The sequence below is a fragment of the Micromonospora sp. NPDC023888 genome, assembly GCF_040639415.1.
GTDB lineage: Bacteria > Actinomycetota > Actinomycetes > Mycobacteriales > Micromonosporaceae > Micromonospora.
Genome location: NZ_JBEZZW010000023.1, coordinates 39,431 through 56,662 on the forward strand (window position 1 = coordinate 39,431; position 17,232 = coordinate 56,662).

17 protein-coding genes and 2 tRNA genes are annotated in these 17,232 nt (G+C 71.2%); 10 read left to right on the forward strand and 9 right to left on the reverse strand.

The annotated features are described in order from the left end of the window. The first annotated feature begins 81 nt into the window (after nt 1-81). Nucleotides 82-1,023, forward strand: a complete 942-nt coding sequence (locus AB0F61_RS20820; RefSeq protein ID WP_357812034.1) for a DUF559 domain-containing protein — start codon at nt 82-84, stop codon at nt 1,021-1,023. Between the two features lie 62 nt (nt 1,024-1,085). Here AB0F61_RS20820 and AB0F61_RS20825 read toward each other — a convergent pair whose 3' ends face one another. Then, nucleotides 1,086-2,402, reverse strand: coding sequence for a D-arabinono-1,4-lactone oxidase (locus AB0F61_RS20825; RefSeq protein ID WP_357812036.1), 1,317 nt, complete (start codon nt 2,400-2,402; stop codon nt 1,086-1,088). 226 nt (nt 2,403-2,628) lie between these two features. Here AB0F61_RS20825 and AB0F61_RS20830 point away from each other — a divergent pair, with 226 nt between their 5' ends. Further along, nucleotides 2,629-3,231, forward strand: coding sequence for a TetR/AcrR family transcriptional regulator (locus tag AB0F61_RS20830; protein WP_357812038.1), 603 nt, complete (start codon nt 2,629-2,631; stop codon nt 3,229-3,231). A 20-nt stretch (nt 3,232-3,251) separates the two neighbouring features. Here the strand turns inward: AB0F61_RS20830 and AB0F61_RS20835 are convergent, their stop codons facing one another. Next, entirely contained in the window at nt 3,252-4,457 is a 1,206-nt protein-coding gene (locus tag AB0F61_RS20835) for an amino acid deaminase/aldolase (protein WP_357812040.1), read from the reverse strand. Nucleotides 4,458-4,774: 317 nt separating this feature from the next. Between AB0F61_RS20835 and tmk the strand changes: the two genes are divergently transcribed. From tmk to ricT, 6 genes are all read left to right on the forward strand, one after another. After that, on the forward strand, nt 4,775-6,865 hold the full coding sequence (gene tmk, locus AB0F61_RS20840; protein ID WP_357812170.1) for a dTMP kinase: 2,091 nt from the start codon (nt 4,775-4,777) through the stop codon (nt 6,863-6,865). Continuing rightward, nucleotides 6,865-8,127, forward strand: a complete 1,263-nt coding sequence (locus AB0F61_RS20845; protein ID WP_357812043.1) for a DNA polymerase III subunit delta' — start codon at nt 6,865-6,867, stop codon at nt 8,125-8,127. Before tmk ends, AB0F61_RS20845 begins: the two co-directional genes overlap by 1 nt. A gap of 122 nt (nt 8,128-8,249) precedes the next feature. After that, the gene (locus tag AB0F61_RS20850; RefSeq protein WP_357812045.1) at nt 8,250-8,579 is read left to right on the forward strand and encodes a YbaB/EbfC family nucleoid-associated protein; all 330 of its coding nucleotides are present in this window, start codon (nt 8,250-8,252) and stop codon (nt 8,577-8,579) included. A 1-nt stretch (nt 8,580) separates the two neighbouring features. Then, a complete protein-coding gene (locus AB0F61_RS20855) occupies nt 8,581-8,886 on the forward strand; it encodes a hypothetical protein (RefSeq protein ID WP_357812047.1) in 306 nt (101 codons plus the stop codon). Continuing rightward, nucleotides 8,886-9,566: a hypothetical protein gene (locus tag AB0F61_RS20860; RefSeq protein ID WP_357812049.1), complete on the forward strand. Its 681-nt coding sequence runs from the start codon at nt 8,886-8,888 to the stop codon at nt 9,564-9,566. The genes AB0F61_RS20855 and AB0F61_RS20860 overlap by 1 nt, the downstream gene beginning before the upstream one ends. Before the next feature lie 275 nt (nt 9,567-9,841). After that, a complete protein-coding gene (gene ricT, locus AB0F61_RS20865) occupies nt 9,842-10,681 on the forward strand; it encodes a regulatory iron-sulfur-containing complex subunit RicT (protein ID WP_357812051.1) in 840 nt (279 codons plus the stop codon). On the opposite strand, the gene AB0F61_RS20870 is transcribed toward ricT, so the two are convergent. After that, entirely contained in the window at nt 10,669-12,429 is a 1,761-nt protein-coding gene (locus AB0F61_RS20870) for a metallophosphoesterase (protein WP_357812053.1), read from the reverse strand. The two genes, ricT and AB0F61_RS20870, sit on opposite strands and share 13 nt — an antisense overlap. A gap of 143 nt (nt 12,430-12,572) precedes the next feature. Here AB0F61_RS20870 and AB0F61_RS20875 point away from each other — a divergent pair. Further along, nucleotides 12,573-12,646 (forward strand) — tRNA-Thr (locus AB0F61_RS20875). Nucleotides 12,647-12,663: 17 nt separating this feature from the next. Here the strand turns inward: AB0F61_RS20875 and AB0F61_RS20880 are convergent. Together AB0F61_RS20880 and AB0F61_RS20885 are read right to left on the reverse strand one after the other, a co-directional pair. Then, nucleotides 12,664-12,918, reverse strand: coding sequence for a hypothetical protein (locus AB0F61_RS20880; protein WP_357812055.1), 255 nt, complete (start codon nt 12,916-12,918; stop codon nt 12,664-12,666). 118 nt (nt 12,919-13,036) lie between these two features. Then, nucleotides 13,037-13,510: a hypothetical protein gene (locus AB0F61_RS20885; RefSeq protein WP_357812057.1), complete on the reverse strand. Its 474-nt coding sequence runs from the start codon at nt 13,508-13,510 to the stop codon at nt 13,037-13,039. 125 nt (nt 13,511-13,635) lie between these two features. On the opposite strand from AB0F61_RS20885, the gene AB0F61_RS20890 reads away from it, so the two are divergent. Beyond that, nucleotides 13,636-13,703, forward strand: a tRNA-OTHER gene (locus AB0F61_RS20890). Between the two features lie 106 nt (nt 13,704-13,809). Here AB0F61_RS20890 and AB0F61_RS20895 read toward each other — a convergent pair. The 4 genes from AB0F61_RS20895 to AB0F61_RS20910 form a co-directional block, all read right to left on the reverse strand. Then, nucleotides 13,810-14,355, reverse strand: a complete 546-nt coding sequence (locus AB0F61_RS20895) for a GNAT family N-acetyltransferase (protein WP_357812059.1) — start codon at nt 14,353-14,355, stop codon at nt 13,810-13,812. Between the two features lie 245 nt (nt 14,356-14,600). Next, on the reverse strand, nt 14,601-15,332 hold the full coding sequence (locus AB0F61_RS20900; protein WP_357812061.1) for an LPXTG cell wall anchor domain-containing protein: 732 nt from the start codon (nt 15,330-15,332) through the stop codon (nt 14,601-14,603). Nucleotides 15,333-15,486: 154 nt separating this feature from the next. Beyond that, complete coding sequence (locus tag AB0F61_RS20905; RefSeq protein ID WP_357812063.1) at nt 15,487-16,395, reverse strand: aminopeptidase; 909 nt, start codon at nt 16,393-16,395, stop codon at nt 15,487-15,489. 46 nt (nt 16,396-16,441) lie between these two features. Continuing rightward, nucleotides 16,442-17,215: a helix-turn-helix transcriptional regulator gene (locus AB0F61_RS20910; RefSeq protein ID WP_357812065.1), complete on the reverse strand. Its 774-nt coding sequence runs from the start codon at nt 17,213-17,215 to the stop codon at nt 16,442-16,444. Nucleotides 17,216-17,232 lie beyond the last annotated feature (17 nt).

The window sequence follows — 17,232 nt, forward strand, 5'->3', positions numbered from 1 at the left end:
TCTCGCCATTGTCCACAGGGGCTGACGACGGGTGGCTTGGTCGCCAACACTTTCGTTGTGAGTTTGCGGACCGGAGCTTCGTTGGCTGCTTGGGCTCGGCGGCTGCCGCATGACGACGCGGACGAGCTGAGCTGGCTGCTCTTCCATCAGGAGGACGTGTTGAGCCTCGCCCAGGCGAGGCGGCACCTGTCGCCCAAGGCGATCCGCCACCGGGTGGCGACTGGCAGGTGGCGACAGGTCCACCGAGCCGTGCTGGTCGCGCACAACGGACCGGTCAGCGCCGGCCAACTCCGATGGGTGGCCGTCCTCGCCGCAGGACCGCAGGCGGTCCTCGGTGGTCTGACCGCCGCACAGGCTGGAGGGCTTCGGGGGTTCCCGGGTCGACCGGTTCACGTGCTACTTCCCGCCGCCTGCCGACGCGGATCACTGCCGCCGGGCGTGCTGGCGCACCGGACAGCCACGCTTACCGACCAGGATGTGCTGGCCGTCGGGCAACCCCGCAGGACCATGCCGGCCCGTTCGATCGTGGACGCAGCCCAGTGGGCCGGCGCTGACCAGGAGGCGCGGGCGATCGTCGCCGCCGCATTTCAACAACGGCTCGTGGCCGCCGACGACCTGCACCGGATCGTCGACCGGCTGCCCCGGGTCCGCCGTCGCCAACTGATTCTGGGCACGGCGACGGACGCGGCGGGTGGGTCTCAGTCGTTGCCGGAGCTGGCCTTCCTGAGGCTGATCCGTCGCGCACGGCTGCCCGAACCGACGCGCCAGAAGATCCGCTGTGACTCGGCCGGGCGACGCCGTTACCTGGACGCCTACTTCGAGCAGTGGCGGGTGCACATCGAGATCGACGGCGGGCAGCACCTCGATCCACGCGCCTGGTGGGCGGACATGCGCCGTCAGAACGGGCTCTGGGTCGACGGTGACCGCGTACTCCGGTTTCCCGCCTGGGTGATCCGCGCCAACCCGGACGAGGTTCTCCGCCAGATCCTGGCGGCGCTGAGGGCGGCTGGATGGAACGGATAAAGATCTTGGAAGGAAACCGCCCCTCCAGGGGCACTTTCCTTCCAAGATCTCTGGAGTGTCCGTCAGGCGCCGAGGACGTGGGTCAGGTGCGGGTTGGTGAAGACCCGGTCGGGGTCTAGGCGGTTGCGGACGGCCTGGAAGTCGGTGAAGCGGGGGTAGGCCGTGGCCAGCGAGTCGGCGTCGCGGTAGTGCAGCTTGCCCCAGTGTGGGCGGCCACCCAAACCGGCGGCCACCTTCTCGAAGGCCCGGAAGTACGGCTCGTACGGCATCCCGACGTACTGGTGCACGGCGATGTAGGCGTTGTCCCGCCCGTAGCCGTGCGAGAGCCAGATGTCGTCGGCGGCGGTGAATCGCACCTCCACCGGGAAGAGCACCTTGAACGGCAGCCCGTCCACGATCCGCTGGAGCGCGGCGAGCGCCTCGGGTAGTGCCTCGCGGGGCAGGCCGTACTCCATCTCCACGAAGCGGACCCGGCGCGGGGTGCAGAAGACCCGGTCGGAGCGGCCCGTGTACTGGCGTTCGGTGAGGGCGCGGGCGGAGACCGCGCTGATGCCGGGTGCCAGCGCGGGCACGGCCCGGCCGAGCCGGCAGGCGCCGGCGAACACCCTGTTGGACAGGAAGTCGTCGTCCAGCCAGCCGCGCCAGCGGGGCAGCGGCCGGTCGTTGGCAGGTACCCGGTCGTTGGTCTTGACCTGCACTCGCGAGGTGTAGGGGAACCAGTAGAACTCGACGTGGTCGTGCGAGCCGATCAACTCGGGCAGGTCGCCGAGCACGTCGGCCAGCTCGGCCGGACGTTCGTGGGCGTGCAGCACGAAGGCGTCCACGCAGCGCAGGGTCACCTCGACCAGGACGCCGAGCGCGCCGAGGGACACCCGGGCGGCGGCGAGCACGTCGGGATGCTCGTCTGCGGTGCAGCGCAGCAGCTCGCCGGTGCCGGTGACCAGGGTGACCGCCTCGACGAAGGTGGACAGGCACCCGTAGCCGGCTCCGGTACCGTGGGTGCCCGTGGAGATCGCTCCGGCCACCGTCTGCGCGTCGATGTCGCCGAGGTTGGGCAGCGCGAGGCCGTGCCGGGCGAGCAGACCGTTGAGTGCGTGCAGGGTCATTCCCGCCGGCACGGTGACCAGCCGGTGCGCGACGTCGACACTGACCATGGTGTCCAGCTCGGACAGCTCCATCCGGCGGTCGTCGGCGAGCGCGACGGCGGTGAACGAGTGGCCGCTGCCGGTGACGCGGATCCGAGCACCGTCGGCTGCGGCCGATCGGACGGCTTCTACGACATCTGTCGGCGAGCCGGGGCGCAGGATCGCGGTGGCGCTGCCACGCTGGTTGCCGGCCCAGTTGGACCATCCAGCGGCGAGCGGTGCGGTGACGACCATGCGCGCTCCTCATTCATGAATATGAACTGACTTCATATCAGGAACGTTGTGCCTGGTAAATACCGCAATTGCGATCCGCTCGTTGTACCGGTAGTCACGGACTCGTGACGTGGAGATATGTTCATCCGTCGAAGGGGGGTGGCGCCGAGTGTCCACACCAGCCGCCACGACCGGGCCGCTGCGCCGCGTTCCGGTGCAGGGTCGAAGTGTTGCGCGGGTTCAGCGCATGTTGGATGCCTGCGCCGAGCTCGTCGACGAGGTGGGGTACGAGGGGCTCACCACGACCCTGCTCGCCGAGCGCGCCGAAGTGGCGATCGGGTCGGTCTACCAGTTCTTCCCGGACAAGCGGGCGATCGTGCAGGCGTTGACCCTGCGGACGATGGAGTCCTACCTCCAGCGCCTCGACGAGCGGTTCGCCTCCGACAAGATGACCCACTGGTGGGATGGCGTCGACGCGGGGATCGACGAGTACATCACGATGCACCGCACCGTCCCCGGCTTCCGCACCCTGCACTTCGGCGATGTGGTCGACCTGCACCTGCTCGACGAGCAGCGGGACAACAACGGCGTGATCGCCGACCAGTTGGCCCAGGTGCTCACCGAGCGTTTCGGGCTCACCGACGTACCGAAGCTCCGGTTCGTCCTGGAGATCGCGGTCGAGGCGGCGGACGCGCTGATCAAGCTCGCGTTCCGGCGGAAGTCCGACGGTGACGAGCGGGTGCTGTTGGAGGCGAAGGCACTGATCCGGGAGTACCTGCACCGCCAGGTCGACGGCCCGGACAGCGACCGGTCCGCCCTCGGGCAGGCCGAGGCGGCCCAGCCGGCCTGAGCCGGCGCGGGGCGCGGGCCTCAGAGGAAAGCCTGCCCCTCACCCCGGTAGGTGGGGACGGTCGCCACGACCGCGTCCCCCTCGACCAGGTGCAGCTCGTTGACCCGTTCACACAGCTCACCCGCCTTGGCGTGCCGGAACCACACCCGGTCGCCGACCCGCAGGGTGGCCGCCGCCGCGCCGGACAGCGGAGTCTGCACCTCACCGGCACCCTCGGTACCGACAAGCTTGAGCCCCGCCGGCAGCCACGGCCGGGGCAGTCGGCTGTCGGCCGCCGGGCCGGAGGCGATCCAGCCGCCGCCGAGCACCGTGGCCAGCTCCGGCGTCGGCCGGCGGACCACCGCGCAGGCGAAGAACGCCGCCGGGGTGGGGCGCCAGGCGCGGTACGCGTCGAACAGCGTCGGCCCGTACAGGCCCGATCCCGCGGTGACCTCGGTGACCGCGGGATCGGCGCTTGTCGCGGCCACGCTGCCGGTGCCACCGCCGTTGACGAACTCCAGGTCGGCGTGCTCGCGTACCGCGGCCACCGCCGCGCCCCGGCGGGCCAGCAACTCGCGGTACGACCCGCGTTGGGCCAGCCTGATCGCGCCCGCCAGCAGCGTCTGCCCCGGCGGCGCGTCGCCCAGGCCGGCGATCTGCGCCTCGTACGACATGAGCCCGACCAGCCGGAAGCCGGCCCGGTCGGCGACTGTGGCGGCGAGCGCGCCGGCCGCCCGGGCGCTGTGCACCGGCGAGCGGCGGACGCCGACGTGCACCCCGCGCACCGGTCGCCAGGAGGCGTCCAGGTCCAGACAGAGCCGCAGCTCGGCGCGTTGCCCGGGGGTGCTGACGTCGTCGATCAGGTCGAGTTGACCGGTGCCGTCGATCATCAGGGTGATCGCGGCGGCGAGCGCCGGGTCGGCGGCCAGCTCGGCGAGCGCCGCCCGGTCCACGCTCGGGTAGGCGACCAGCACGTCGTCGCTCACGCCCGCCCGGACCAGCCAGATCGCCTCGGGCAGGGTGAACGCCATCACGCCCTGCCAGCCCGGTCGGGCGAGGGCTCGGCTGATCAACTCGCGGGCGCGGACCGACTTGCTCGCCAGTCGGACCGGTTTGCCGGCGGCGCGATCGGCCAGGGCGGCCGAGTTGGCGTCGAAGGCGGTGAGATCGACCACGGCGTAGGGCGGGTCGAGGTGGGCGGTCGCCCGGTCCAGGCGCTCGCGAAGTTTGTCGCTTTCGATAGCCACGTGTGCACGCTAACTGTCCGGCGGTAAATGCGAAATACCCTCGCGTACGTCCGGGCTGCGGCCGGTGCCTCCGGCGGCCTAGGCTCAGCGAGCAGGAGAATGTCGTAGGTGGGGCCGCCCCCCACCCGGTCTAGAGTGTTCCACCGGAGGCGCCCAGCGATGGGCCGGCACGTGGAGGTACGGCCATCGAAAGCCAGAACGGCGGCGAGTCGCACGGCGTGTCGCGCTCGGGAGACAAGTCGGGCAACGCCGCCAACCAGTCCAGCTCCGGCCAGGTCGATCCGTCCGGTTACGCCGCGATCCGCTCGGTTCTGCGGATCAGGCCGTTCCGGCGGCTCTGGATCGTGCTCGGTGCCGCCTCCTTCGGCGACTGGCTCGGCCTGCTGGCCACCGCACTCTTCGCCGCCTCGCAGGTGCAGGGCAGCACCGCCCAGGGCGCCGCGTTCGGCGGGGTCACCGCGATCCGGCTGCTGCCCGCGCTTGTGCTCGGCCCGGTGGCCGGCGTCTTCGCCGACCGGTTCGACAGGCGCTGGACGATGGTCATCTGTGACCTGCTGCGCTTCGTGCTCTTCGCCTCCATTCCGCTCTACGCCCTCTCCGGCGCCGCGGGCGGCCTGGTGGTCGGTTGGGCGCTCATCGCCACCTTCCTGATCGAGTCGCTCACCCTGCTCTGGATCCCGGCCAAGGAGGCCGCGGTCCCCAACCTGATCCCGCGGGCCCGCCTGGAGGCGGCCAACCAGCTCACCCTGATCACCACGTACGGCCTCACCCCGGTCGCCGCCGCGGTCGGCCTCGCCGTGCTCGACCGTGGCGTCCGTGGTGCCGTCGGCGGCGACCTGCCGAACTGGGCGGAGCCCGCCCAGCTCGCGCTCTGGATCAACGCCATCTCCCGGCTCGCCACCGCACTCGTGGTGGCATTCGGGATCAAGGAGATCAGCGAGGCGCAACGCGGTGAGGCCGAGCGTGCCGAGAAGAGCATGTTCCGGCAGTTCTCCGAGGGCTGGAAGTACATCGGCGAGACGCCGCTCGTCCGGGGCCTGGTGCTGGGCATCTTCGGCGCGTTCGCCGGTGGCGGCATCGTGGTCGGCACCGCCAAGTTCTTCGCCAACTCGCTGGGCGCGGGCGACGCCGCGTTCTCGCTGCTCTTCGGTGCGATCTTCGTCGGCCTGGCGCTCGGCATCGGGCTCGGCCCGATGGTCGTCAAGGAGATGTCCCGGCGCCGCTGGTTCGGCATGAGCATCGTGCTGGCCAGCGCCGCCGTGATGACCCTCGCCTTCGCCATCCACCTGTCCATGGCGATCGTCGGCGCGGTGCTTGTCGGCGCCGGTGCCGGCATGGCCTTCCTGGCCGGCACCACGCTGCTGGGCGGCGAGGTGGCCGACGAGGTGCGCGGCCGGGTGTTCGCGGTGGTGCAGATCGGCACCCGGCTGGTGCTGATCCTGGCCATCGGGCTGAGCAGCGTGTTGGTCGGCGTCGGCGGCTCCCGCAAGCTGACCATCGCCGACCTCGGCATCTCCGTCTCCTCCACCCGTCTGCTGCTGCTCGCCGCGGGTGCCGCCGGCATCTTCGCCGGAATCAGCGCCTTCGGTCAGATGGACGACAAGAAGGGCGTGCCGGTCCTCGCCGACCTCTGGGGCTCCATCCGGGGTCGCCCGCTGATGCCCGCCGAGCCGTTCGTCTCCGCCGGGCTCTTCGTGGTCTTCGAGGGCGGCGAGGGCGCGGGCAAGTCCACCCAGCTCTCCGCGCTGGCCGAGCGGCTGCGCGACCACGGGCGCGAGGTCGTGGTCACCCGCGAGCCGGGGGCGACAGGCGTCGGTCGACGGATTCGGTCGCTCGTGCTGGACACCTCCGGCGACGACGCGCCGTCACCGCGCGCCGAGGCGCTGCTCTACGCCGCCGACCGGGCACACCACGTGGCCACCGTCGTCCGACCGGCGCTGGTCCGGGGCGGCGTAGTGATCAGCGACCGGTACGTCGACTCGTCCCTGGCCTACCAGGGCGCCGGCCGGACGCTGCCCGTCGACGAGGTCTCCTGGCTCTCCTCCTGGGCCACCGGTGGGCTCAAGCCGGACCTGGTGGTGCTGCTGGACGTCGAGCCGAGCATCGGCCTGTCCCGGGTGGCCTCGCGCAACACCGGCACCGACCGGCTGGAGGCCGAGTCGATCGCCTTCCACGAGCGGGTCCGGTACGCCTTCCTCGACCTCGCCGCCGCCGACCCGAAGCGCTACCTGGTCCTCGACGCGTCCCGACCGGCCGACGAGATCACCGGGCGGGTGGTCCGGCGGGTCGAGGAGATGCTCGGCAGCCCGGGTGGCATCGTGCACCCGCGGCCGGCGCAGGGCCCGGACACCTCGGTGCAGCCTGAGTTATCCGACGCGGAGTTGGTGACGATGGAGCACAAGACCTGATGCCGGAGGTCTTCGCCGACCTGGTCGGTCAGGACGAGGCGGTCGTCGAGCTGCGCCGGGCCGCCGCCGCGGCGGCCGCCGTGCTGCGCGTCGGCGCGGCCGACCGGGCACCCGCGCTGCTCACCGCCGGCGCGGCCGAGCCCGCCGGCGCTGCCGCCCCCGGTGGGGTGGACCCGTCCGCCGGGATGACGCACGCCTGGATCTTCACCGGTCCGCCCGGCTCCGGCCGCTCGGTCGCCGCGCGGGCGTTCGCCGCCGCCCTGCAGTGCGTGCACGGCACGGGTTGCGGCGAGTGCCCCGGCTGCCGCACCACGATGGGTGGCACCCACGCCGACGTCCGGCTGGTGGTGCCGGAAGGGCTGTCCATCGGTGTGAGTGAGATGCGCGCACTTGTGCTCCGGGCGGCCAGCACCCCGTCCGGCGGGCGCTGGCAGGTGGTGGTCATCGAGGACGCCGACCGGCTCACCGAGGCCGCCGGCAACGCGCTGCTCAAGGCGATCGAGGAGCCCCCGCCGCGGACGGTCTTCCTGCTCTGCGCCCCGTCCACCCACCCGGACGACATCTCGGTGACCATCCGGTCCCGCTGTCGGGTCGTACCCCTGCGGCAGCCGCCGGCCGACGCGGTAGCCGAGGTGCTGGTCCGGCGGGACGGTATCGCGCCCGACGTGGCGCAGTGGGCGGCGGCTGCCGCGCAGGGGCACGTGGGTCGGGCCCGCAGGCTGGCCCGCGACCCGGAGGCCCGCAAACGGCGCGAGGCGGTGCTCGCGGTGCCGCGCCGGTTGACAGGTGTCGGCGCGGCGTTCGACGCGGCGTCGGCGTTGATCGAGGCGGCCGAGGCGGAAGCCGGTGCGTCGGTCACCGAGGCCGACACGACCGAGCGGGCGGCACTGGAGACCGCGCTCGGCGCGGGCGGCACCGGTCGGGGCGCGGCCGGCGCGATGCGTGGCGCTGCCGGGCAGCTCAAGGAGCTGGAGAAGCGGCAGAAGTCCCGTGCCACCCGCGCCCAGCGGGACGCACTGGACCGAGCGCTTGTCGACCTGGCCGGCTTCTACCGGGACGCGCTCACCATGGCGTTGCGCGCGCCCGTCGCCCCGGTGCACACCGACACCGCCGCACTGGCCGGCGCTGGCGCGCAGAAGTGGGACGCCGAAGGGTCGCTGCGCCGGCTGGAGGCCGTGCTCGCCTGCCGGGCGGCGATCGAGGCGAACGTCAAGCCGCGGATCGCGGTGGAGGCGATGATGCTCGCTCTCTGGAAGGGCTGACCCGCAGCTTCCGGCGTTGTCCACAGGCATCGACAGGCCCGATTGCGGTGCGGTACGGTCCGTTGTGCCGTGGTGACGGTGACGGCACGCTCAGTGATGGCTCATCCGGGAGGAGTCGGCCGATGCCACGGGGGGAGATCGACGAAGCCTGGATCGAGGAGGCGGTGCGGCGATACCGCCGGATCGAGCAGCTCCAGGCCGAGTTCGACCAGGCGGTGTCGACCGTCGAGGTGACCGTCCGGTCGCCGGACGGTCTGGTCGAGGTCGTCGTCACCGCCGGGGGGCGGATCACCCACGTCCGGTTCCTCGGCCCACTGCACACCCGCAGCCCACGGGACGTCGCCGGCTCCGTGCAGGCCGCGGTCACCGCGGCGGCCGACGCCGCCGAGTGGGCGCGGGAAAAGCTGCACAACGAGACGTTCGCCGCCTACCGACCACTCGCGGGGGCCTGAGATGGACACACTGCGCGCGCTCTCCGCCCGACTGGACGAGGCGAGCGCCACGCTCACCGCCATCGCGCACGCCGTCACCGCAAGCGACCCGGCTCAGGCCGCGTTCGGCGCCGACGCTCCGGGTCGCCCCGGCGAAATCGGTCGCGCGTTGCACCGGCAGTGGGCCACCGCCACCGACGACCGGGCCCGGGAGGCCCGCACCGCCGCCGGCCGGCTGGCCGCCGCCGCCTCGGCGGTGCGGGAGGCCGCCGACCGCTACGCCGAGGTCGACCGGGCAGCCCGCCGCCGGCTCGCCGGGGAGCCCTGATGGACGCGTTGGACCGGCTCGCCGAACCCGGCCTCGACCTGCTGCGCCGGGTGGACCGGCTGATCGCCGCCGGCGTCCCGGAGGGGCACCGGGTCTGGCCGCTGCTGCGCCGGATGCAGGTGCTGCCGGGCGACGCGGTCCGCGGCTTCCTCGACCTGCACCCCGCGCCGCTCGCCAGCGCCGGGCACGCGGTGCGCCGGCTGGTCCGGGGGTACGACGACGTCTCCGCCGCGCTCACCGACCCGGTGCTCTGGTCGGGCCCGGCCGCCACCGCGTACGGGCAACAGCGGGCCGCGCTGCTGCGCCACCTCGACGAGGGGCCGGACAGCCTGGTCGGGCGGCTCGAATCCACGGCTGGTTACGCTGACGCGCTCGCCGACTGGGTGGAGGGCAGCCGTCTCGCGCTGGCCCGGACGCTGGCCGACGTGCTGCGCTCGGCCGAGGCGGTGGCCGTGGTCGCCGCCACCGCCACGGGCCCGTCGACCCGCCCCGGGCCGGTCGGGCCGGGGGTGGCCGACGCGGCGGAGATCGCCGCGCGGGTGCTGGCGGTGCTCTGCGTCGCGTACGACGGTGCGGAGACGTTGCTGCGTCAGTGGGCGCCGAGCCTCGCCGAGACCGCGTGGCGGCCGCCGGTGGACAGCCGGCCGCACTATGACCAGCCGACCCGCGTCGGCTGGTAGTCGCTCGGACAGGCCACGGCGTCGCTCGTGGGCGTCGGACCGGAGCCGGCGTCCACGGCGACGCCGTGGTCTTCCCCCTGCACCCCCCGCAGGTCTGCCTTCACTCAACGCCGCCGGGGGCGTGCTTGTCTGCTGTCCGGGCCCGGATTCAACCGTCCGGGCGAGGCGCAATGGCACGACGGGCCGCCCGGCAATCGGTCGAGTCGACGGTCATGGATGGCAGAGGAGGGGCCGGCTGGTGGGTCCTTTGCGGTGATCCGTCGTAGGGTGGGGGGATGGGGATGCTCTGCGCGGTCAGCTTCAACCGATACGGGCGCCTCTACTACCTCGATCCCGGCGAGTTGCGTCCGCAGGTGGGCGACAAGGTGCTGGTGCCCACCGACGACGGGCCCGAGGTGGCGGAGTGCGTGTGGGCCGCGCAGTGGGTCACCGAGGAGACCGACGGCTTTCCCCGGCTGGTGGGGCTCGCCGGCGACGACGACCTGCGCCAGGACGAGGCCCTGCGACGTCGTAAGGCCGAGGCGAAGGTGGCCGCGAAACGGCTGATCCGCTCGCACGGCCTGCCGATGAAGGTGGTGGCTGTCGACCACGTGCTCGGCTCCGCCGAGGGTGGCGGCGAGCGCAGCACCGTCTACTTCACCGCCCCACACCGGGTGGACTTCCGCTCCCTGGTCCGTGATCTGGGCGCAACCCTGCACTGCCGGGTCGAGCTACGCCAGCTCTCCGCGCGCGACTCGGCGCGGGTGCAGGGCGGCATCGGCTCCTGCGGTCGGGACCTCTGCTGCGCGACGTTCCTCACCGACTTCGAGCCGGTGACCATCCGGATGGCCAAGGACCAGGACCTGCCACTGAACCCGCTGCGCATCTCCGGTGCGTGTGGCCGGTTGATGTGCTGCCTGAAGTACGAGCATCCGCTGTACCAACGCTTTCAGGAGACCGCCCCGGCGGTCGGCAGCCGGGTCTCCACGCCGGAGGGCGACGGCCGGGTCGTCGGCCACAGCGTCCCCCGCGACGCGGTGACCGTCCGCCTCGACGCGGACGGCTCCCGCTGCTCCTGCTCCCGCGCCTCCGTCTGCGCCCCCCGACAGGCCCACGACCAGCACTACACCCCGTGACGCCCACCCCCTGACGGGGGCAGCACCACGGGGGGTTCGGACAGGTGGGGGGTCAGGCGAGTTTTCGGGGTCAGCCAGCTTGCGGTGGGGGACTGGTCGGGGTTCACCTGCCAGTCGCGGGAAACCCGGTCCACCGCGATCGGGTAGATGGTCAGTGTGCCGTCCGGGTCGATGCGCAACCGTAGGAACGACTTGGAGTCCTCGATGCCCTGCCCGGCGAACAGTTCGTTGACGTTCACCCCGAACCAGCCCGCCACCAGCAGGTACGCCGCCACCACCTGGCTGGCGACCAGGCCGATCACCGGCCCGTAGACCACCGTCGCGGCGACCGCCGGCAGCGGCCACGGCCATTCGTAGAACGGCAGCGCCAACCAGACCCAGGTGCCGCCGGCGGCCAGCGCCACCTGGGCCACCCCGTGGCCGACGCCGAGAAGCCAGTGCCGGGCGTGCCGCTTGCCGTCGGCGCTGGGCGGCTTGGCGAACATGACCGCCGCCAGCACCGTCACGAGCACCATCAGCACCAGCGGGACGCTGAACAGCCGCTGGTCGGTGCTGTCGGCCCAGTTCGCCGTCGCGCCCGCCATGGCCAGCATCAGCAGGGTGTGCAGGATGCCGAGCAGTGTGGTGAAGCCAGGGTTGCGGAACGGCAGCCGGGCGAAGATGCCCCAGCCGTAGCGGCGGGAGCGGGCCGCGTCCGGGTAGCGGGCCACCAGGTCGTACGGCTGCGTGCGGCTGGCCCGGCGGGCCAGCGTGTCGCGCGGCGGCACCTCGATGCGCTCCGGCAGCTTGTGCGTGGGGTACAGGTACGCCCCGCCGCCGCCACAAGTGATCAACTGCCGGTCCGGGCCGGCGTAGCGGGCGTAGTGGTGCAGGTCGCCGGAGAGCAGCAGTCGCACCCGCGCCCCGGTCGGGTCGATGATCGTCCGGACGAAGTAGTCGATCGAGTCGTACGCGGCCGGACTGTCGGCGGCCTTGACCCAGGTCGGCGACGGCGCGGCCAGGATCACGTTCGACTCCGGGCCGAGCCGTCTGGCGACCTCGTCGAAGTAGGCCAACTGCGGGTCGTCCAGGTACGAGCCGGACTGGTCGTCCACGCCGAGCAGCCACCAGCCGGCCGGCAACTCCACGGCAAAGTACGACCGCGACTGCCCGGTACGCCAGCCGGCGAAGTTGCGGTCGCGGGAGCGGACGAACAGCCGCAGGAAAGCGGTGAGTCCGTCGTACCAGTCGTGGTTGCCCGGCACCGCGAACAGCGTGGGACGGTCGGGCGGGGTCAACGGCAGCGCGGCCTGGTAGGGCCCCTTGCACCGGTTCTCGTACTCCGCGTAGGCCGCCGACGGGTACACCTGGTCGCCGCCCATCACCAGGGTCTGCGCCCGGGGCAGCCGGTGCCCGTCCACGGTCAGCTCCGGCTGCGCCAGCAGGTACGCGACCGAGTACGTGGCGTTGAAGCCGTCACCGAGGTCGGCCACGTAGTCGAGCCAGAGCCCGCCGTCCGGCCCCGCCTGGCGGAAGATGTCGTCGCCGAAGGCGTTCTGCAACTCGCGCTTGTCCAGGTAAGCGCCGAAGAGGATCGCCAGCAGCGTCCGGATGCCGGTGCTGATCAGCAGGAACGGTGCCAGCCACGGCACCGGCTTGCGCGGGGTGAAGCCCAGCTCAAGCGGATCGGTGGAGCGCGGCCGGGCACGCTCGCCGTCGGGGTGATCGCCGGCCGCCGGAGCCCGGTGGTCGTCGCGTTCGTCGCTCACCCGCCGCAGCGTAGTACCGGATACGGTGAGACGCTGTCCGGTAACTGGTCAGTTGGCATTCGTTGTCCGGTTGTTGCTGGTGGAAGCGCGAGGGCATCCCGTTCGGTGCCGGGCAACGGGGTGCCGTACACTTGCTGATCGTTGCCGCCTTAGCTCAGTCGGCTAGAGCGACGCACTCGTAATGCGTAGGTCGACGGTTCGATTCCGTCAGGCGGCTCGGTACAGAAGCCCAGGTCATTGGCCTGGGCTTCGCCGTTTCCCAAGGTGCACGACAGTGCTGCCGGACGGGCCAGTCCGCAAACAGTCCGCATCCCGTGCCGCGACCGCCTCGTCCAGCCGGTTGGCGACCGCGTCCAGATCGTCACCGAAGAGCCCGGCGTGCACGTCCAACGTCATCGACGCCGAGGCGTGCCCGAGCATCCGCTGCACCGCCTTGACGTTGGTGCCCGCTGGCGGCTCGATGACGACGAGGACCAGGACGTGACCCATCCCCCGGGTGCCCGATCCTCTACGCCACCCGCCCGAGGTCAAGGGTGGCCGTAGGCCATCGGCGTGCCGACGCGCAGCGCCCTTGACCCCGGGCGGGCGCCGTAGTCCTTGGCACCTATCAGGGGGATGGGGGGAGACTGGCGGCCATCGCCTCGCGAACTGCGCGCTCGTACTGGTTCCGACGGAACAGGAATGGACCGAAATCCCCGTAGTCGCGCTGGGGACGGTAGGGCTGGGAGAAGCCGCGCCACATCACCGAGTCCTCAGCAGTAATCACCTGGGCTTCCAGAGGCCAGCAGCCGACTTCACCGCAGTCGCAACCGAGTAGGGCGATCACGCCTTTCCCGGACCAGTACGAGGAGTCCGGCCGCCCGGTGAGGTAGGCACCCAGGTCACCGAAGTTGAAGTGGTCGAGAACGATCCCGGCATACGTGCCGGGCACGTCGTGGCCAGCGGCGTGCTCGAAGCCCGAGACCAGGTCCGCCAGGCTCACGTTGTCGACGTACGGCAACAACTCGCGTGCCGGGTCGGGAACCTGGCCCCACGGACGGATCTCAAAGCGAACCTTGCGAATCGGCGGCTGAGTTGGCATAAGGCCCAAGTCTGCCGCAGGCCGCCGTGTGGCCGTGCAGTCCGCATCCAGTCCGCAAGGGGCCGGCGGACAGCAGGGGAGTGGTGTGAGATTTCGAGAGGCGTTTCCGCTGGTAGACCCTCAGGTGCCCAGTCGGCGGGGCGGGCAGTTTGATCTCGTAATGCGTAGGTCGACGGTTCGATTCCGTCAGGCGGCTCGGTAGGAAAAGGGCCTCTGGCCTCGGGTGGAAGCCCGGGAGTCAGAGGCCCTTTTCTATGCCCTCACGATCAACAGTGTTCAGCGAGGCGTACTACGCCACGTCACAGCGGCGCGAGGATCATGAGGATCTCGTCCCGGTCGTCGCCCGCGCCGAACCGCAGCGCCCCGGGCCACCGGCCGATCTCCTTCCAACCGAGCCGACCGTAGAAGTCTTCCAAGCCGGCACCGCCTCGCGCGCAGAGGCGCAGCTGTTCAAGCCCCATCTCGTCACGGCCGATCTGCCGAACCCGGTGCATCATCGCTGCGCCGATCCCGCGACCTCGGTGGTCGGGATGTGTTTGGACGCGGTTGACGGTGCCCCAGTGGGCCACGAGCGGATCCACGTGACGGGACAGGTTCAGCCAACCCGCCACTGCCCCGTCGACCACGGCCAGCAGGAGCCTGCTGCGCTGAGGGCCCAGGTCGGCGATGAGGCGCTCGGCCACGGGAGCGACCTGTTCCGATCCGACGGGAGGGAACGCGAAACCCACGGCACCGCCCGCGTTCGCCACCGTGATCCAGCACTCGACCAGCTCGCGTGTCTGGCGGGCAGTGATCTCGGACGGGTGGGAGATCTGCCTGAACTCAACACGGTCTTGGCGGATCATGACGGGTAGTATCGCGCATCGCGCCGACGGAGGCGTCATTCGCGTCTCTGGATATTCGGGCCGCGGTTGGTAATGCGGCTGCCTTCCGGGCCGGGCCAGTAATCTGCTCGGCTTGCCGGAGTCGATTGTGGTCGGATTGACCCGCGGGTGCTCACACGTCATCGAGGCACGACGCCGGCAGATGCCCCGCCGGCGCTTGTCGCGCCCGGCCCGACGAAGCATCGAGCCGGGCACGTCGAGCCTTGCTAGGCCACGAAGCGGGAACGGCGTCGGCGTCCGATCAGGTAGCCCGCGCCGCCGAGGAGCAGGAGCGCAGCGCCAAGGCCGGCCACGATCGCGGTGTTGGCACCGGTCACGGGCAGCCCACCGCCCTCACCGCCGGGAGCGGCCACGCTGGCGGAGGACGTGGGGGTCGGTGCGACGGTCGTCGTGACGCTGGGCGTCGTGGTCGGCGTCGCGCTGGGCGTGGCGCTCGGCGTCGGCGTGGGCTGAGACGCGCAGTCGAGCGCACGTGCGGCGTACAGGCCGTCGTTCAGGTAAGCCAGGTAGATGTCGATGGACGGGGCGTCGAGCACCTTCTGCGTGGCCGCCTTCACGGTGGCACCGGCGTCCGTCAACGTCCGGACCACAGTGACCCGCAGAGCCACTGACCAGGCCTGCTGCACGTCCGCCTTGAGGAATGCGCGGAGTTCGTCAGTGGTCCCGTTCAGCCGCTGCTGGATCGCGTCAGGCAGAACGGGCAACGACTCTTCGTTCGCCGTGTTCAGGATCTGATAGGCCAACAACCGCAGTTGCCCGGTGGTGGCGGTGTCCAGGTCAACGGCGGTGATGACCTCGCGGATATCCTTGTAGGTCTTGCGCTCGACCGTCTGGCAGGCCGCATTCAACCCGGGTGCTTCGGTCTGAGCCATCGCTGGTGCTGCCGGAACCAGAAAGGCCAGCGCTATGAGGGCGCCGGCCGGGAACTTCCATCGCATATGGATCTTCCTCCCCGTTGTAGATCAAAACATGGAGATGTTACCGACGGCGGGCGGAAAAGCAAGACGGGATAGGCGTCCTGAACCGCGGTAGAAAAGGGCCAGAGGCCCCATTTCCAGGCCCTTTACGATTTACCGTGTTGATCGAGGTGTACTACGCCGAAGAGTTGTCGTCCTCAGCAGCATTCGGGCCTTCGTCGCCCATCGGCGGCGAGCTCATCCGGGCTGTGGCCTCGCGGGAGCTGCGCAGTGCGCCGGCGGCCGTCAGCCCCGCGCCGGCGAGCGGGATCATCGTCTCCACGGCCGACGACACCTGAAGGGAGCCTGCCGTCGACGTGCCCACCGCCATCCCCACTTCCAGGAAGGCGTCCTGGTCAGGATGGGTCATCTCCCACCAGCCCGACCACACCCCGGCGAGATCCGAGTACACGTCGGCCGCTCCGAGTGACAGCAGGAACAACCCCACCGGGAGTAGCCAACGGCGGTCGGCCCGCCATCCGGAGAGCGCGAGTGCCCCCATGGTCACGAGGGCGGCGAGCAGCGCCGGCCACACCGTGCCGAGCAGGTCCGGCAGCGGATGGTCGACGAACTCCCGGGTGGAGTCCAGCCCGAACCAGGCGAGCAGCAGCAGCGCGACGACTGTCGTTGCCACACCCCGCCGCCTGCCGCGCGACGGTAGTGCCATCACGCCGGCCGCGAGACAGACAACGCCGAGCGCCAGGCCCAGCGCGGCGAGCCGTTGCCTGTCGATCGAGACCCGCCATGGCCCCAAGATGGAGGCCGGTCCTGCCGCTGGCCCGTATGCCACCCAACCCACAACGACGTCCTGCTCCTGGTACCAGAACAGTCGCATCGCCGCCACCACGGCGAGGAGTCCGATACCGGCGGCGACGGCCCACCGCACGCGGCGTGCACCGCGATCCAGCAGGACGTAGCCGAGCAGTGCGAGCAGCATGACCAGGCCGAACTGCATCGACGCGGCTGGCATGGCGAGCAGCGCCGCCGCACCCGAGAGCAGGCCGCCCGCGGCGGATGCGACGAGCAGGCCGATCCGAAGACGCATGGCGGAGATCGTGACACGTGAATCGGAGTCGCGGAGCCCCGGCAGGTCAGGTGGCGGTCGGGGAAGAATCCGAGCCCCGTCGGCTTCGGCAGTATTCGCCGGGCGTGATCCCGAAGTAGGCCCGGAACGCCTGGATGAACGCACTGGGACCGCTGTAACCGCTGGCCGCGGCGGTCGTGGTCACCGACTCGCCCTCGACGATCAACCTGAGCGAGTGATGCAGCCGAAGCTGGGTCCGCCAGTGCGGGAACGACATTCCGGTCTGCTCCCGGAACAGTCGGCTGAGGGTACGCGCGCCGGCGCCGACGGCCATGCCCAACTCGCCGAGGGTGCGACGGTCGGTGGGGTCCTCGAGCAGGATCTCGGCAAGATCCCGCAACCGGGAATCGGCCGGGTACGGCAGGCGCAGGCGCAACGTGACAGTTCGTCGTAGCTGGTCGAGAGCGACGCGTTCGAGGTTGTCCCGTTCGTCGTCGGTCAACTCCTCGCCGTCGGTGAGTTTGACGATCACCTCGCGCAGCAGTGGTGAGACGGCCAGGGCGGCCGGCTGATCCACGCCCAGCGGGTTCAGCGGCCGGTCGAACATGATCGCGCGCATGTCGGTGGGTCCGTACGCCCGATGGGCATGGGCGACACCGGCCGGGATCCACACCGCCCGCTCCGGTGGCACGGTCCACAGCCCGGTCGGTGTCGACACCCCGAGCACCCCGTTGCGGGGGCAGACCAGTTGGTGGCGCGCGTGGGTGTGCCAGTCGATCCGGTCGCGGTCGGCGAGGGGCACCCGAGCGGGGCCATCGACATCTTGGCTGCTTGGCGACACAAGTCGGCAGGATATCG

Coding starts and splice junctions, on each gene's coding strand:
- AB0F61_RS20830 (WP_357812038.1), top strand. CDS start 2,629: ATGTTGGATGCCTGCGCCGAGCTCGTCGACGAGGTGGGGTACGAGGGG.
- AB0F61_RS20905 (WP_357812063.1), bottom strand. CDS start 16,395: ATGCGTCTTCGGATCGGCCTGCTCGTCGCATCCGCCGCGGGCGGCCTG.
- AB0F61_RS20900 (WP_357812061.1), bottom strand. CDS start 15,332: ATGCGATGGAAGTTCCCGGCCGGCGCCCTCATAGCGCTGGCCTTTCTG.
- AB0F61_RS20895 (WP_357812059.1), bottom strand. CDS start 14,355: ATGATCCGCCAAGACCGTGTTGAGTTCAGGCAGATCTCCCACCCGTCC.
- AB0F61_RS20825 (WP_357812036.1), bottom strand. CDS start 2,402: ATGGTCGTCACCGCACCGCTCGCCGCTGGATGGTCCAACTGGGCCGGC.
- ricT (WP_357812051.1), top strand. CDS start 9,842: ATGGGGATGCTCTGCGCGGTCAGCTTCAACCGATACGGGCGCCTCTAC.
- AB0F61_RS20880 (WP_357812055.1), bottom strand. CDS start 12,918: ATGGGTCACGTCCTGGTCCTCGTCGTCATCGAGCCGCCAGCGGGCACC.
- AB0F61_RS20845 (WP_357812043.1), top strand. CDS start 6,865: ATGCCGGAGGTCTTCGCCGACCTGGTCGGTCAGGACGAGGCGGTCGTC.
- AB0F61_RS20850 (WP_357812045.1), top strand. CDS start 8,250: ATGCCACGGGGGGAGATCGACGAAGCCTGGATCGAGGAGGCGGTGCGG.
- AB0F61_RS20855 (WP_357812047.1), top strand. CDS start 8,581: ATGGACACACTGCGCGCGCTCTCCGCCCGACTGGACGAGGCGAGCGCC.
- AB0F61_RS20885 (WP_357812057.1), bottom strand. CDS start 13,510: ATGCCAACTCAGCCGCCGATTCGCAAGGTTCGCTTTGAGATCCGTCCG.
- AB0F61_RS20860 (WP_357812049.1), top strand. CDS start 8,886: ATGGACGCGTTGGACCGGCTCGCCGAACCCGGCCTCGACCTGCTGCGC.